A 13,735-nucleotide genomic window follows, 5' to 3' on the forward strand; every position below is an offset into this window, starting at 1 on the left:
TTTAAGCCGAACGTAGGCGACGGTGCTCAACCTCCCACTGCACATGCTGGCCCCAAGATTGCTGCCGGACCAAGCAAAAACCTCCGCTGCACTCGATCACCTGGAAAGGGGGGAGATCATTGGGATGATTGTCGATCGTGACGAAGGTTCCAGGATGTAGGAGCTCCAGAACGTTGCTGTTGTTGTGGCAGCGGCGGTGGGGGGGCTGCTTGGCGGACATGTCCGTGGGGCGGCTCGCGACGATCCTCTCGGACATCAATCGGTTCATCGCTGAACCCCATGACTTTGTTCGGATTTGAACTCTGCTTTTATGAAGCTGTGCCCCGAAAACAACGGCTAGATCTGCATTTGCTGACGCTGGGCCTGGCGGCATCCCGTCAGCAGGCGCAACAGTTGATTCGTGCGGGGAAGGTGCGCGATCGCCATGGTCAGCGCTTGGAAAAACCCGGTTTTGAAGTGGCTGAAGACATGGTTGTTCGCGTGGAACAGCCGCCTCGATTTGTTTCACGGGGAGGGGAGAAACTTCTTGCCGCGCTGCTGGCTTTCCCCTTTGAGGTGCAGGGACGTGTGTGTGTGGACGGAGGAATTTCGACCGGTGGCTTCACCGATTGCCTTCTTCAGCATGGAGCTCGCCGTGTCTACGGCATCGATGTTGGGTATGGACAAACCGCCTGGAGCCTTCGCACCGATCAACGTGTGGTGTTGCAGGAACGCACCAATTTGCGACGTCTGATTCCGGAACAGCTCTTCGCTGAGGATGATCCCAGGCCCACACTCGCCGTGGCCGATGTCTCGTTCATCTCTCTACATCTTGTGCTTCCGGCTCTTTCCGGCCTGCTGCAGGTAGATGACCAAGGTGATCGGTGGTGCGGGTGTGATGCTGTGCTGCTGGTGAAGCCGCAGTTTGAGGTAGGGCGGGACCGCGTGGGGAAAGGTGGCGTTGTTCGCGACCCAGCTGCGCATTGCGATGCCATTACCCATGTGATTGCCGCAGGCAATGCCCTGGACTGGAGGGCACGAGGGCTTGTGGGATCACCAATCACCGGACCTGCTGGTAATCACGAATATTTGTTGTGGCTGAGCGGCTCAGGTGATCCCTCGGTCACCCGTGATGTGATAGAGGGAGAGGTGACAGCAACGCTAAACCGTTAACGCTTGCCTCAGAGTGCAGCCCCGTCACGGTCGCCGGTCCGGATTCGAACCACTGTTTCAACGGAAGAGATGAAGATTTTTCCATCGCCGATCTCGCCAGTTTTCGCGGCTTCAGCGATGGCGGTCACGACCGTGTCCACCCTTGCGTCGTCAACGACCACTTCAACCTTGAGCTTCTGAAGAAATTCAACAGTGAACTCGGAACCCCGATAGCGCTCGACCTGCCCCTTCTGCCGACCGAATCCGCGCACTTCACTCACAGTCATGCCGACAATTCCCGCATTGACCAAAGCGAGCTTCACATCTTCAAGCTTGAATGGGCGAATAATGGCTTCGACTTTTTTCATGACGAGATCTTCGGGCAATCAATTGTGAATCAGGTCTGACTCACCGGGAGGGTGAGAGGGCTGGAAGAGGGTCGATATTTAATCCTGCTCCGGTGGCGTCCTGCCAGAGGGCTTCAGCATCCATTCGAGACACTGTGACAAGTCCGTTGGCCAGAAGCTCCCAGTGCTTTGACTCAAAGTGTGTTTGGAGCCAGAGAATTCCGTGAATGCTGGCAGGGGTCAATCGAAAAGAGAGGCCATCTGCCAACAATTGGAGATCCATAAAAAGGGCTCGGTCTATACCCATTACGACTGGTCTATGGTCCAATCGTTGTTCGTTTTGATACCGAATCAGGATTTGGCCTGGTGCTGTCTGTGCTGGTAGACGCTGCCGCGGTAGTGCAGTTCAACCGTGGCGCTCTCAGCGGCTTGGTGGTGCAGAGGAGCCTCGTAGTGGCTTCCGCGGTAGGTGTGCTCCACTCGGCTGTCGCTCAGCTGTTCGTGCTGGGCTGGGTCGTAGGCGATGCCGCGGTATGTGCGTTGAAGAGTAGTCATAGTCATGAGATGGGCCTCGAAGGGGATGGTGGTTGTCCCGATCAGTGATCGGGCCGCTTCGTGGGAAGGAGCGTTGCTTCGCCGCGCGAGTGGCTACTTCCGGCTGGAAAGGCGACGCATGACCGTTGCCTGAGCTCAACGTTTTGTCCTTCGATGCAGTTCTATCTCAAAACCGATGTTCATAGTGAACACTTTGCGGCTTTTAGTTGGAAGAGATTCCGTAAATGTCTCGCTCTGATGGGTTTGCCCCTCTCCCGTTGGGATTTAGGTTCTTTACAAACCGTTGCTTCTGATGCCTGCTATGGGCGCATCTCCTGCAGAAACGACCCGAACTCCTCTCTATGGCGAGCGAGCGATTGCCGAGGCCCAGTTGATCTGCTTCGACAACCCTCGGCCTGGTAGGCCCTATGAGGTCTCGATTGAATTGCCTGAATTCACTTGCCTCTGTCCTTTTTCGGGGTATCCAGATTTCGCTGTTTTGAGGCTTCTCTACCAGCCTGGCCCACGCGTCGTTGAGCTGAAGGCGATCAAGCTGTATGTGAACGGTTACCGCGATCGCTCCATCTCCCATGAAGAGGTGGCCAACCGGATCCTTGATGATCTGGTGTCAGCCTGCGACCCGGTTTGGATGCAGCTTGAAGCTGATTTCTATCCAAGAGGCAATGTCCATACCGTGGTGCGTGTCAGCCATGGGACACGTCAAGCCTGTTGATCAGTTGGGGCAGTTCCGCTGCGAAACCCAGCAGGTTTCGATTGCAAAGCCCGCCGATATGCAGGCGCTGATGCGTGCTGTCGCTGATGACCCAGATCTGACGCGTCGCAACCATGCTGAGCGCTCCACCCAGGAGCGTGATGGCAAAGCCGGCATAGACCAGGGGAACGCCGGGGTCACGTTTGAGCAAAAGACCACTTGCGGGAAGAATGTCGATCACCCTTAGGGGCAAACCCCTCACGTCGGCTCCTTCGCCTCCGGGTCTCAAATTGCTGAGAAGTGCACCGTTCGCGTCGAAGACCTGCACCGGACCCTGCTCACTGCTGGTGCTTAAAAAGACGGGTTCACTCCCGTCCGGACGCGTCGGTAGAACAAGTCCCCAAATCTGGTCTCCCAGCTCCGGGAATGTGCTGAGAGGGAGCTGCAGCATCGGACTCCTGCCGATCTGCACCGTGATTGCTGCCAAGGACCAGTCGGCTTGGTACACCGTCATTCCCTGATAGCGGAGTGGATGGTTCACGCTGATTGTTCGGAGCTCTTCCTCCTTTCCCGGTGGTGAAAGGGTCAGCGTGGACTGGAACTGCTCGGGGCGTCCGGCAGGGTCACGCGTGATCGAAAATTGCTCGAGAGTGAGGCTCAGTCGATTGGCTCCTGCAGGATCGAGAAGATCCAGAGAGCGTCCTGGTGCCAGAAAACGTTCCAGACGCTGACCGGCGAGGGCTCCCCAGGCAGCGCCGATCAGCAACAACACCAAGCCCGTGTGAACTAGCAGAGGGCCGACCCGTCCCACGACGCCGCGGCGCGCTGCTAAGCGATCCTGATGCTGCCTGACCTCCCAGCCCTGTGATTTCAGCTCTGAGGCAAGGCTGGATAGTGCTCCATCGCTGCTTTCACAGCTGACAGTTTCCGCAAGGGCCAGCTTGCTGAGCTGACGCGGGCGGGTGTAATCGATCCAACGCATCGCTGCTTGTAAAGCCGGCCATTGCCTGCGCCAACTGCAAAGCATCAGGGCCACACCGAGCCAGGCCAGCAAGATCAGAAACCACACGCTTGAGTAAAGATGATCCAGCTGAAAGGCCAGCATCTGGTCACCGTTGATCACTCCAAGCCACGGATCGGAATTGAACCGTTCCAGATAAAGCTCAGGGGCTTCTTGTTGAGGAAGGATCGTCCCCACAGCACTCGCCGCCGCGATGAGTAGCAGCAGAACAATGGCCAGGCGTAGATCCGAAAGGATCGCCAGTAAGCGACTCAAAGCACGCATTGTCAGACCAGTCGCGAAAGCAGCGTGAGCGATCCCACTGTGATCAGCACGGCTCCGCTGATGCTCGGGATCCATTGGCTCACGGACCGAAGTGCCATCAACTTCGGCAAGGAGGCTGCCACGCTGCCTGCCAGCAGCAAGGGCAGGACCTGGCCGATCCCGAAGCTGCTTAGGAACAGAATGCCAACAACAACATTGCCCGTGCTCGCGATCCAGCCCAGCAGAACGGCCAGAACGGGGGTTGTGCAGGGTGAGGCCGCCAGGCCAAAGGCCAGACCAGCTGCCAGGGGAGCCAGAGGTGCGGGGACCCGCTTGCTCCAGGCCATGGGGTCAGGTCCGGCGGGCAGTGGAATTCGAATCATGCCCAGAAGATTGAGGCCCATCACAATGGCCAGCCCCGCCACCAAGGTTGGGATCAGGCCAGGAACCTGGCCATAGATTCCACCCAACAAACCGCTGAGGCTTCCGAGCATCACCAGCGCAGCAACAATTCCGGCTGAAAAAGCCAGGCTGCGTTGCCATGGGGCTTGTCGACCTTCAAAACCTGCCAGATAAGCGAGGGTGACCGGAAGAAGGGAGAGGGAGCAGGGGCCGAGGCTGGTGAGGGCTCCACCGATCAGAACAATGCCGAGGCTCAGGGGTCCCGGTTGTTGCAGGGCTTGATTCAGCAGCAGCTCACCATTTCGTGCCAGGTCGGAAAGAGCTAGTTCGAGGAAAGCGATGGTCGTGCCGGTCGGCCGGAAATTGCAGAGTTAAAGACTATCGATAAGGGCATCAATGCCGCTGAAGAGACCTACTCGTTGCTCTTTGGCCGCGGCCTCCGATCAGCCCGGTGGATTCCAGCGAACAGCGGATGAGTAGTCCCACGATTACGAAGCTCGACAGCAGCGAGTTCCCCCCGTAACTCATGAGGGGAAGAGGCAGGCCTGTTGTTGGCATGGCCCCGGAGGCTACAGCCACATTCATGATCGACTGGCCGACAAGCAGAGTGGAACAGCCGATGGCGACTAGACGCGCCTGATTGCTGCGGCAGCGCATTGCCACGCGAAGGCCCAGGTAGCCGATCAGCATCAGAAAGAGCAGAAGAAGCAGCGAGCCGACGAGCCCGAATTCCTCGGCGTAGACAGCAAAGATGAAATCTGTGCTCTGAATCGGCAGATATTGCATTTTTTGTGTGGAGAGGCCGAACCCTTGCCCGAACAACCCTCCTGACCCAATCGCTAAGAGGCTCTGGATCAACTGATAGCCATCACCCTGGGGGTCCTGCCAAGGATTCAAGAAGGAAATCACCCTCAGGCGTTGATATTCGTTGATCAGAATGCTTGCTGTCCCTAGAAAGCCTCCTCCGATCGCTGTTCCGAACAGTAGAAACAGTGGAAGGCCCGCTGAGAATGCCATTAACCAGATCAACAGTCCGCTCAGGGCTGCCGTGCTCAGGTTTGGTTGTTTGAGGATCAGAAGGACTAACACTGCAAAACTGCTGAGCCACAACAGCTTTTGATCCAGGCCCGTGCGTTTCCAGTGCGCGAAGAGGTTGGCGGCTTGCAGCACCACAAAAGGCTTGACGAGTTCGGATGGCTGGATCTGGACGGGGCCAACCACGAGCCAACGACTTGCGCCATTCACTGTGGTTCCCATTACCAGCGTTGCAGCGATAAGCAGGCATCCAATCCAGAGGGCAGGTCCGGCCAACTTGAGCCAGCGTCTGAGATTGGTGGATGCTGTGAACGCCATCAGACTCCAGCTGGCAGCCATCCACACCAGTTGGCGTTTGACGTAATAGGCACCTTCACCCTGCTCACGCACTGCAACCCACCAGCTGGCCGAGGCAAGTACCAGCAGGCCTGCGAGGCTCCAGATTGCAGTCAGAGTCAGTAGGAGCCGTGCTTCAGCGGGCCATGACGACCAATCGAGGGGGAGATGGCGTTCCCAGAACGCCCTTGAATCTTGTTCGGGGATCTGGCGTGTCCTAACGCTGCCCGATCGTGAGGATCGACTCCTCCTTGACATCACGGACGGGCTGCTCAATGGATTAACGAGGTTTAAGTGTATTGAGGCGCTTTATGCACGATTTGCAAGGGGATTGGTCATAAAAAAAACCCGACCGAAGGCCGGGCTTGCACACGTTCGAGGCTCCTTTCAGTTCCCTACGTTCACCTGGCGTGAGCCAGTGCAGAGCTCAACCTTGATGATTCGTCCACCTTGTTTTTGGATCCGCTGTTGTTCAGCGAACCAGCTGTCGTAGGGAACCCACTTGGTGAAGAAGGTGTTCTGTAATTCGCGCTGGGTCCGAACCTTTTCAGGGCTTGGAATGCAGGCAGTGACTTTGAACAACCGCATCGATCTCAGTTGCCGAGACCGGAACAGATGTAGTCGAAATAAACACCCATTTCCTTTCCAGCATCCGGGCCTACGAGCGAGGCGGTGACCTCTTTCATGGCTTGAATGGCCTGGACGGTGGCTCCGATGGGTACTCCCAAAGAGTTATAGGTCTCTTTGAGACCGTTCAGCACCCGCTCATCGAGGATGGAGGTGTCTCCAGCCAGCATGGCGTAAGTGGAATAGCGCAAGTAGTAATCCAAATCGCGGATGCAAGCTGCATAGCGACGGGTGGTGTACATGTTGCCACCAGGACGGGTGATGTCCGAATAAAGAAGCGCCTTGGCGACAGCATCACGAATGATCGATGAGGCGTTGGCACTGATGGTGGCAGCAGCCTTGACGCGCAGCTCACCACTGGCGAAATAGTTCTCAAGGCTGCTCATGGACGTCGTGTCCAGGTAAAGACCCTGGACATCGGACTTGTTGATGACGTTGGTGATCGCGTCTTGCATGGATCAGGAGTGACGGATAGGGGCGTGAAGTCCAGTGATTCAGGCGAGTGCGCCGACCACGTAGTCGAAGTAGAAGCCAGCTTCCTCGGCGTCGGTACCACTGAGGATGCCCATGGCGACGGTCTTCATTTCACGGACCGCTTCAGCCATGGCTTCGAGAGGGGTACCCAGGGAGCGGTAGAGCTCGCGGGCGCCGATCACTCCGATTTCTTCGATCGGGGTCACATCACCTGCGACAACCCCGTAGGTAACAAGGCGCAAGTAGTAATCCATGTCCCGCAGACAGGTTGCGGTCATCTCCTCGCCGTAGGCATTGCCTCCGGGGGAGATCACGTCAGGACGCTTCTGAAACAGCTGACCGCCAGCGGTTTTCACGATGCGCTCACGACTCTCGCTGAGAACCTGAGCGACACGTAAACGTCGTTGTCCGCCGCCGACGAAGGCCTTGATCTGGTCCAGTTCTCCTGGACTCAGATAGCGGGCTTCGGCGTCCGCGTTGATGATCGAGTTGGAGACGATGCTCATGCAGTTCTACCTCGAAGCAAGCGGCCGCCCGTAGGAGACCGATATCCGGTGTGTGGTGGTGGTGATCTCGACTGAGATCGGAGAGCAGCTTAATGGCCGCAGGTGCTCAAATCGTGGAGATCTGAGCTTGAAAGCCTCAGATGTTGTATCTGTTGACCTTCGGGGATGGAGTCGGCCATCACTTGAAAGGTGAAGCCGATCGAATGTGATTCTCAGGCAGCTGCCAAACAAGGTTTGGTGCTGGTAACAGATCTTCATTCCTTGGTACCGAGAAGCAAGGTTGTCACTTTGAGAAGCGTTTTCAGATCCGCGGTTTTTGATTGTCAGGCATCAAAAAGCCAGCAGTAAAGATACCGCTGGCTTTGTTATTTGAAGTCTTCGTGATTATTGATTAAAGGTGCTAGAAGCCTGTTGGGAAGGGCTTACAAGCTTTGTCTGGGCGGTGGTGTGAGTCCGGCATTTCCGCTGTAGAGGGAGGCTGTTCGGGTCAGTGTTGACTGGGGCACGCCTGGCTGTGAGTTCAGACCCCGGAGGTCAGGAACCTCAGAAGGCTCAAATCCCAGCTTGGAGCGAAGCTCGAGCAACTCCTGAACGGCTGCGCTTTGCCCTGATTCGGCTCTCACGACCAGGAAACGACTCGTTTCTGCTGGAGTGGATGCCCTGCCAACCAGCGCCATCGCAGCTGCGGTGGCAGCGCGTAGAGGCGCCATTCTGGAAAGTCTCTCCAGGAAAGCTTCACTCGTGGCGACCGCTGCTACGAATCCCTCGAGATCGATCTGGCCATCTCTCAGTCGGGATTCGCTGGTGATGAGTCGTTCGCTTTCAAGAGGCACTCGGTTAAGAAGCTGCCGATACGTGGCATCAGCAACTTCTCTCAGCTCCGATTCGCTTGGATTGACAGGGAGCGAGAGCTTCACGGGCAGTCCTGAGCGACGCTGGAAGCCCAGTGCGTTCCCCACCTGTAAAGCCGCTGGAAGCCCTGTCTTGCCCTGGTCCTGTTGGATGGTTCGGGTCAATCGTGAGTCGAGCGTGCGACTCCAGGAATTGGCGCCTTCCTCGGCAGAGCCTGATGTCGTCGTGCCCCGCTGTGGGCGGCGACGCATCAGCGCCGTCCACTGGGACGCTGGCACGGAACCCACGTCCGCACGCCACTGACCAGCAATGTTTTGCGTTTGACCCTTCAGATTTCTATTGGTGACATCGTTCGTTGTGCGCAGGCGATCATCCCGGATTGAATCTGGACGACGTCCCATGGCCAAGTCGACAACAGCTGTGAGATCGATGGGGCGTCGCAGGGCGGGCGCCCGGCGCGTGTTCAGATCAGCTGGCGTGATGTATCGCTCGTAGGGAACGGTGTCCTCACCAAAGCAATCCTTGTAATCCTGTCCGTTGATCAACGCATCAACGAGACCGTAGAAGCCTTGTCGGGCAGCGGTATCAAACAGAGCATCAATTTCCCAGCGACCAAAGGTGGGTCGCCCCAGAAGTCTGCGATGCATCACTTCGATGGCTTTAGTGATGTAAAGACCTTCCCAGTAGCGACGACGGAACGCGTTAGAGCGGGCGACGGATCGCACGAAGTCGCGCAGGCTGATGTCTCCGTTTTCGAGTCGAGCTTCTTCTGAGCTGAGTCGCTCTCCTGCGTAGCCGGCTGTTCCGAGAACCTGCACGTAAACCGCTTTGATCACAGCCTGGGTGGAGGATTCGGTGTTGCGAATGCTGGGCTGGCCCCCTCGGCGAGGAACGGCGGCGCCACCCGTTGCGATCTGCTGGAGGCGCATGACCCTTGGGCCGACCTTGCGAGGGCGGCTTCCCCGGAATTGCGGGCTGTCCATCTGACCAGGCTGGGCCATGCCATTGCTGACCAGCAGTCGGCGGGTGTCGTAACCAAAGGGTGCCGGTCGCGTTGCGACCGAAGCCGTTGACGAGGGGAAGATCGCGCCGTATTGGTTGCCAACGGGATCATTCCCTCCGCCGTAGACATGCTGATCCCCGAGAGGCTGGCGATAGGAGGCGTAGAGGGTGACGTACTGAGGAGCCCCCTCGAAGGGTGCGCTGAACCGGAACAAGCGACGGTTTGATCCCCAGCCCGCACTTTCCTGGGCTTCTTCGCCGAGATCGCGCAGATAGGGAACTGTTTCCTCTCCAAAGGTCTGGGCGTACTCACTGCCGTTGACGAGGACATCAACGAGTCCGTTCAGACCTTGAGAACTGACGATGGAAAAGGCTTTGCGGAATTCTTCGAGAGAACTGATGCCGCGGCCGAGAAAATGTCGGTAAGCCAATTCCACGACGCGACTGTTGACAAAACGTCCGTAGAACTGATTTCGATATTCCTTGCTTCGGCCCAGAGCGCGAATGAACTCGCGCATTGAGATCTTGCCCTGCAAGAGCTGGCTTGCCTCAGCGCGACAGGGTGTTTGGGAGTAGCCCTTGGCGATGTCCCGTTCAAAAACTTGTCGATACGCGGCTTTCACCACCTCTGCTTTTTCAGCACCGGATAGACCGGGACGCATCTCAAAACGCTGGGCGGACTCGGCGGCTAGGGCATAGATCGCCGGCAGCTGCAGACCCTGCCGTACGGCACTTCCAGGCTTCTGCCGAGTTGATGGTGTGGCGACGGCCAGTTCCTGTAAGAGAACGTTGAAGCAGTCGATGGTGAGACGGCGAGCTTCCGGAAACTCTCGAAGCAGCTGGGCAGACGCGGCACGCATCTCCTGCAGCGCCACATTGGTCGCCGTCAGCGAGCAGTTTTTCAGAAGAATGTCGCGAAGTCCCCGGGTGTTCACCGAGAGAATGCTCGGGTCTCCTGCAACGAGGGCATAGCCCACATATCGAAGAAACCAGCCCATGTCGCGCACAGATTTGCGCATGAACGCCGGGCCGTATTTGGCCACGCTGATGGGGTTGAACCCGGTGGGGAGTACCACGCGCACATCGGCATCACCGCCTGTTCCTTCCAGAAGTCTGGAGAGAAAGTTGCCGCGTCTGGTGGTTCCGCTGTCTCCGGTGAAGGTACGGACCGATTGCTCAAAGGCGACTTGATCCGCCGCCAGGGGTGTTCCATCGCCTGACTTTCGATCCTCTCCTGTTGTGAGAGGGCTCTCAAGAAAGGAGAGAGGGGTGCCGCCCACGAAGATTCTGTTGGCTGCACGGGCCACGATCGACTCGGCATTCGCAGCGATGACCCGTGAGGCTTCGAGCCTGTCGTTTCCGCTACGGAAAAAAGTGATGAGCGAGTCCAGCTCCCCCAAGTCGGGGAAACGATCCTGCTGCTCCGCTTGGCGAACGCTGGAGAGCGGCAGTGTGTCGTACAGCTGGGGGGAAACCCTGGGGCTGCCGCTGCTGGCGGTCACTGTCATGAACGGGAGCAAGCCGATCCAGCCAGGTTACGGCTCGTGCCGAGAGCACTTGGAGTGCCATGAACAAATGTTTGCAGGGGTTGCTGTCAGCAGTGACGCATTGCGACGGCGCATGAAATGCTCCATCTCAAGTTGCTCGACCCCTGGAGACCGCTGCTGATGAAACCAACTCCATCCGACGCCGCCACTCCAGTGGTGAGTGATTTTTACGACCGTTTCCCCTATCCGGGTGATCCTGTCCAGGACGGTCCGCCTCCCGGATACAACTGGCGATGGTGTTTGGAGAGCGTCAATGGCGCTGTGAGGGGAGAAAGTTCTGCCCGAGATGACGCAGCGAGACCACCCCGGATCCTTGATGCAGGCTGTGGCACAGGCGTCAGTACCGACTATCTCTGCCACCTCAATCCTGGAGCTGAGGTGTTGGCCGTCGACATCAGCGCCGGTGCCCTGAACCTGGCCAGAGAACGGTTGCATCTCTCCAGAGGAGCGCAGCAGGTTCGATCACTGCGTCAGGAACAGCGGAGCCTTTTGGATCTGCACGGTGAGGGACCGTTCGACTACATCAATTCCGTCGGTGTCCTGCACCATTTGCGTGACCCTCTCGCTGGCCTCAAAGCGCTTGCTGCGCTGCTGGACGATGACGGCTTAATGCATCTCTTCCTGTACGCGAATGCAGGGCGTTGGGAGATCCACCGCACGCAGAGGGCCCTGACCAAGCTTGGCGTGGGGCAGGACAGTGAGGCCCTGCGCCTTGGCCGACAGCTGTTCGATGTGCTGCCTGAATCCAATCGCCTTCGCCGCAACCATGAACAGCGCTGGTTGATTGACACCGCTGCTGATGCCAATTTCGCGGATATGTATCTGCACCCACAGGAGACAAGTTACGACCTCAAAACGCTTTTTGCCTTGATTGAGGCCTCCGGGCTTCATTTTGTTGGTTTCTCCAACCCGTCGGTCTGGGCTCCGGCTCGACTTCTAAGCGGTGATCTCCTCGCACGGGCGCAATCACTCCCCATTCAGGATCAGTGGTTTCTGATCGAGGATCTCGACACGGAGATCAGTCATTTCGAGTTTTTTGTTGCACGGAAGCCGATTCAGAAGCGGTGCTGGGACGACGACGGGGAGCTGTTAGGAACACGAAGCCGCCGCCAGTCCTGTTTGTGGGGTTGGCCTTCCGCCAGCCTGCTGGGTCCTGATCTTGAGCCGATTGCTTTGTCTGCGCAGGAAAAACAGCTGCTTGAAGCCGTGGACGCCCACCCTGAGCATTCTCTCGGTGAGCTCGCTTTAGGCGCTTGGACCGCTGATGTGGCAAGGACTCTGATCCAACGTCGTCTGCTCTTGCCTATCGCCGAAGCAGGGGGGGGCGGGGAAAACGCGTGATAGATTCCGCGCGCTTTCTCAGGCGTTGTTTGCTGGCTACCACTCCGATCGAATCAAGTGCGGCATCTGTTGCGACCGATTCGGGTATGGGTGAGTACGCCAAGCTCCAGCGACGCCTGATGCTGGCCACCCTCACCGTTTCCTTGATCGCGGCTCTGGTCGCCCTTGTTCGATTCGATGTTCTGGTGGCTCGCAGCCTGCTGGTGGGCTCGTGTGCTGGTCTTCTGTACCTGCGCTTACTCGCCCGCAGCGTGGCCAGGCTCGGCGGAGGTTCCCGTCAGGTTGGGCGATTTCAGCTGGTAGTGCCAATGCTTCTCATCGTGGCGGCGGCCAAACTTCCCCAGCTTGAACTTCTTCCAGCCTTCATCGGTTTTCTTCTCTACAAGCCCGCTTTGATTCTTCAGATCGTCATCGACGCCTGAATTCGCGCACTCAATCACCGTCATGGTTCCGTCGCTCCTCAATCTGCCCTTTGCTGAACTCGAGGTCGGTCAGCATCTCTATTGGCAGATCGGCAATCTGAACCTGCATGGCCAGGTTTTCCTCAGCTCTTGGGTCGTGATCGGCTTGCTGCTTCTGCTCGTTGTGAGTGGGACCCGCAAGATGGAACGCGATCCCAAGGGTGTTCAGAACCTCCTTGAATACCTTTGGGATTATCTTCGTGAGCTAGCACGGGAGCAGATCGGAGAGAAGGCTTACAGAGATTGGCTTCCTTTCGTGGGAACCCTGTTCCTGTTCATCTTCGTTTGCAACTGGGGTGGTGCCTTGATCCCCTGGCGCCTGATTGAGCTTCCTAACGGAGAGCTCGGTGCACCCACAGCCGACATCAACACCACAGTGGCCATGGCGCTGCTGGTGTCCCTGTCGTATTTCTACGCGGGGCTGAGCCGCAAAGGGCTGCGTTACTTCGAGTACTACGTGGAGCCGACCCCGATCATGCTCCCCTTCAAGATCATCGAGGATTTCACGAAGCCTCTCTCGCTCTCATTCCGTCTTTTCGGCAACATCCTTGCCGACGAACTGGTAGTGGCCGTTCTTGCCTTCCTTGTGCCTGTGCTGGTACCGCTACCCGCCATGTTCCTCGGTTTGTTCACCAGTGCCATCCAGGCGCTGATTTTCGCCACTCTCGCCGCGAACTACATCGGCGAGGCTGTGCATGAAGAGGCCCACTAGGTCTCTTTGTGCCTTTCGTAGGTCCCCAGTGATCTGCTAAACACTTCGCGCGCAGGTCCGGGTGGAACCGGGCCCGCCCTCCATCGTGAGGGTGTCCCGGGCGCGTCCTGCCCTTTCCGCGCTCATCCTGCGCACCTCTAACCGCTTTCCACCAATGAGTGATCTGACCTCCGCCGCTTCCGTTCTGGCCGCCGCTCTCGCGGTGGGTCTCGCCGCCATCGGCCCTGGTATCGGCCAGGGCACCGCAGCCGGTCAGGCTGTGGAAGGCATCGCCCGCCAGCCTGAAGCTGAAGGCAAGATCCGCGGAACCCTGCTGCTCTCCCTGGCCTTCATGGAAGCTTTGACCATCTACGGCCTGGTGGTGGCACTGGTTCTTCTGTTTGCCAACCCCTTCGCCGGCTGATCAGATTCGGTTGCGGGGTGACCTCGTGTCACCCCACTCCACTGATCCG

16 protein-coding genes and 1 riboswitch are annotated in these 13,735 nt (G+C 57.8%); of the genes, 6 read left to right on the forward strand and 10 right to left on the reverse strand.

The genetic code is table 11. From position 1 onward, the window contains the following. Nucleotide 1: 1 nt before the first annotated feature. Nucleotides 2–220: a hypothetical protein gene (locus ACLM45_RS12150; protein WP_006043283.1), complete on the reverse strand. Its 219-nt coding sequence runs from the start codon at nucleotides 218–220 to the stop codon at nucleotides 2–4. A gap of 59 nt (nucleotides 221–279) precedes the next feature. Between ACLM45_RS12150 and ACLM45_RS12155 the strand changes: the two genes are divergently transcribed. Beyond that, nucleotides 280–1,152, forward strand: a complete 873-nt coding sequence (locus ACLM45_RS12155) for a TlyA family RNA methyltransferase (protein ID WP_415409531.1) — start codon at nucleotides 280–282, stop codon at nucleotides 1,150–1,152. 8 nt (nucleotides 1,153–1,160) lie between these two features. Here ACLM45_RS12155 and ACLM45_RS12160 read toward each other — a convergent pair whose 3' ends face one another. Together ACLM45_RS12160 and ACLM45_RS12165 are read right to left on the reverse strand one after the other, a co-directional pair. Further along, on the reverse strand, nucleotides 1,161–1,499 hold the full coding sequence (locus ACLM45_RS12160) for a P-II family nitrogen regulator (RefSeq protein WP_006043285.1): 339 nt from the start codon (nucleotides 1,497–1,499) through the stop codon (nucleotides 1,161–1,163). A 330-nt stretch (nucleotides 1,500–1,829) separates the two neighbouring features. After that, nucleotides 1,830–2,039, reverse strand: coding sequence for a DUF4278 domain-containing protein (locus ACLM45_RS12165; RefSeq protein ID WP_369776005.1), 210 nt, complete (start codon nucleotides 2,037–2,039; stop codon nucleotides 1,830–1,832). A 61-nt stretch (nucleotides 2,040–2,100) separates the two neighbouring features. After that, nucleotides 2,101–2,176: riboswitch (Glutamine riboswitch) on the reverse strand. Nucleotides 2,177–2,334: 158 nt separating this feature from the next. Between ACLM45_RS12165 and queF the strand changes: the two genes are divergently transcribed. Next, on the forward strand, nucleotides 2,335–2,745 hold the full coding sequence (gene queF, locus ACLM45_RS12170) for a preQ(1) synthase (protein ID WP_415409532.1): 411 nt from the start codon (nucleotides 2,335–2,337) through the stop codon (nucleotides 2,743–2,745). On the opposite strand, the gene ACLM45_RS12175 is transcribed toward queF, so the two are convergent. The 7 genes from ACLM45_RS12175 to ACLM45_RS12205 form a co-directional block, all read right to left on the reverse strand. Beyond that, nucleotides 2,717–4,009 carry a cytochrome c biogenesis protein ResB gene (locus tag ACLM45_RS12175; RefSeq protein WP_415409533.1) on the reverse strand — a complete coding sequence of 431 codons (1,293 nt, stop codon included), beginning with the start codon at nucleotides 4,007–4,009 and terminating at the stop codon, nucleotides 2,717–2,719. The genes queF and ACLM45_RS12175 overlap by 29 nt on opposite strands. 2 nt (nucleotides 4,010–4,011) lie before the next feature. Beyond that, nucleotides 4,012–4,680 carry a cytochrome c biogenesis CcdA family protein gene (locus tag ACLM45_RS12180; protein WP_415411430.1) on the reverse strand — a complete coding sequence of 223 codons (669 nt, stop codon included), beginning with the start codon at nucleotides 4,678–4,680 and terminating at the stop codon, nucleotides 4,012–4,014. A 103-nt stretch (nucleotides 4,681–4,783) separates the two neighbouring features. Further along, nucleotides 4,784–6,019 carry an FtsW/RodA/SpoVE family cell cycle protein gene (locus ACLM45_RS12185; RefSeq protein ID WP_415409534.1) on the reverse strand — a complete coding sequence of 412 codons (1,236 nt, stop codon included), beginning with the start codon at nucleotides 6,017–6,019 and terminating at the stop codon, nucleotides 4,784–4,786. Nucleotides 6,020–6,148: 129 nt separating this feature from the next. Beyond that, nucleotides 6,149–6,349, reverse strand: coding sequence for a phycobilisome linker polypeptide (locus ACLM45_RS12190; RefSeq protein WP_006043293.1), 201 nt, complete (start codon nucleotides 6,347–6,349; stop codon nucleotides 6,149–6,151). Nucleotides 6,350–6,354: 5 nt separating this feature from the next. Next, complete coding sequence (gene apcB / locus ACLM45_RS12195; protein ID WP_006043294.1) at nucleotides 6,355–6,843, reverse strand: allophycocyanin subunit beta; 489 nt, start codon at nucleotides 6,841–6,843, stop codon at nucleotides 6,355–6,357. Between the two features lie 39 nt (nucleotides 6,844–6,882). Continuing rightward, on the reverse strand, nucleotides 6,883–7,368 hold the full coding sequence (locus tag ACLM45_RS12200) for an allophycocyanin (RefSeq protein ID WP_415409536.1): 486 nt from the start codon (nucleotides 7,366–7,368) through the stop codon (nucleotides 6,883–6,885). Nucleotides 7,369–7,790: 422 nt separating this feature from the next. Then, nucleotides 7,791–10,730 carry a phycobilisome rod-core linker polypeptide gene (locus ACLM45_RS12205; protein WP_415409537.1) on the reverse strand — a complete coding sequence of 980 codons (2,940 nt, stop codon included), beginning with the start codon at nucleotides 10,728–10,730 and terminating at the stop codon, nucleotides 7,791–7,793. Between the two features lie 159 nt (nucleotides 10,731–10,889). On the opposite strand from ACLM45_RS12205, the gene ACLM45_RS12210 reads away from it, so the two are divergent. From ACLM45_RS12210 to atpE, 4 genes are all read left to right on the forward strand, one after another. Further along, nucleotides 10,890–12,110, forward strand: coding sequence for a class I SAM-dependent methyltransferase (locus tag ACLM45_RS12210; protein WP_415409538.1), 1,221 nt, complete (start codon nucleotides 10,890–10,892; stop codon nucleotides 12,108–12,110). A gap of 86 nt (nucleotides 12,111–12,196) precedes the next feature. Continuing rightward, on the forward strand, nucleotides 12,197–12,532 hold the full coding sequence (locus ACLM45_RS12215) for a hypothetical protein (RefSeq protein WP_006043299.1): 336 nt from the start codon (nucleotides 12,197–12,199) through the stop codon (nucleotides 12,530–12,532). Nucleotides 12,533–12,554: 22 nt separating this feature from the next. Beyond that, nucleotides 12,555–13,283 carry a F0F1 ATP synthase subunit A gene (gene atpB, locus ACLM45_RS12220; RefSeq protein ID WP_006043300.1) on the forward strand — a complete coding sequence of 243 codons (729 nt, stop codon included), beginning with the start codon at nucleotides 12,555–12,557 and terminating at the stop codon, nucleotides 13,281–13,283. Between the two features lie 154 nt (nucleotides 13,284–13,437). Continuing rightward, nucleotides 13,438–13,686: an ATP synthase F0 subunit C gene (gene atpE / locus ACLM45_RS12225; RefSeq protein WP_006911576.1), complete on the forward strand. Its 249-nt coding sequence runs from the start codon at nucleotides 13,438–13,440 to the stop codon at nucleotides 13,684–13,686. Nucleotides 13,687–13,735: the final 49 nt, after the last annotated feature.

Source organism: Synechococcus sp. A10-1-5-9, from assembly GCF_047716785.1.
Classification (GTDB): domain Bacteria; phylum Cyanobacteriota; class Cyanobacteriia; order PCC-6307; family Cyanobiaceae; genus Synechococcus_C.

Excerpts from the sequence above, each read along its gene's own strand:
- ACLM45_RS12150 (WP_006043283.1), bottom strand. The coding sequence starts at position 220 with ATGTCCGCCAAGCAGCCCCCCCACCGCCGCTGCCACAACAACAGCAAC.
- ACLM45_RS12155 (WP_415409531.1), top strand. The coding sequence starts at position 280 with ATGACTTTGTTCGGATTTGAACTCTGCTTTTATGAAGCTGTGCCCCGA.
- ACLM45_RS12160 (WP_006043285.1), bottom strand. The coding sequence starts at position 1,499 with ATGAAAAAAGTCGAAGCCATTATTCGCCCATTCAAGCTTGAAGATGTG.
- ACLM45_RS12165 (WP_369776005.1), bottom strand. The coding sequence starts at position 2,039 with ATGACTATGACTACTCTTCAACGCACATACCGCGGCATCGCCTACGAC.
- queF (WP_415409532.1), top strand. The coding sequence starts at position 2,335 with ATGGGCGCATCTCCTGCAGAAACGACCCGAACTCCTCTCTATGGCGAG.
- ACLM45_RS12175 (WP_415409533.1), bottom strand. The coding sequence starts at position 4,009 with ATGCGTGCTTTGAGTCGCTTACTGGCGATCCTTTCGGATCTACGCCTG.
- ACLM45_RS12185 (WP_415409534.1), bottom strand. The coding sequence starts at position 6,019 with ATGTCAAGGAGGAGTCGATCCTCACGATCGGGCAGCGTTAGGACACGC.
- ACLM45_RS12190 (WP_006043293.1), bottom strand. The coding sequence starts at position 6,349 with ATGCGGTTGTTCAAAGTCACTGCCTGCATTCCAAGCCCTGAAAAGGTT.
- apcB (WP_006043294.1), bottom strand. The coding sequence starts at position 6,843 with ATGCAAGACGCGATCACCAACGTCATCAACAAGTCCGATGTCCAGGGT.
- ACLM45_RS12200 (WP_415409536.1), bottom strand. The coding sequence starts at position 7,368 with ATGAGCATCGTCTCCAACTCGATCATCAACGCGGACGCCGAAGCCCGC.
- ACLM45_RS12205 (WP_415409537.1), bottom strand. The coding sequence starts at position 10,730 with ATGACAGTGACCGCCAGCAGCGGCAGCCCCAGGGTTTCCCCCCAGCTG.
- ACLM45_RS12210 (WP_415409538.1), top strand. The coding sequence starts at position 10,890 with ATGAAACCAACTCCATCCGACGCCGCCACTCCAGTGGTGAGTGATTTT.
- ACLM45_RS12215 (WP_006043299.1), top strand. The coding sequence starts at position 12,197 with ATGGGTGAGTACGCCAAGCTCCAGCGACGCCTGATGCTGGCCACCCTC.
- atpB (WP_006043300.1), top strand. The coding sequence starts at position 12,555 with ATGGTTCCGTCGCTCCTCAATCTGCCCTTTGCTGAACTCGAGGTCGGT.
- atpE (WP_006911576.1), top strand. The coding sequence starts at position 13,438 with ATGAGTGATCTGACCTCCGCCGCTTCCGTTCTGGCCGCCGCTCTCGCG.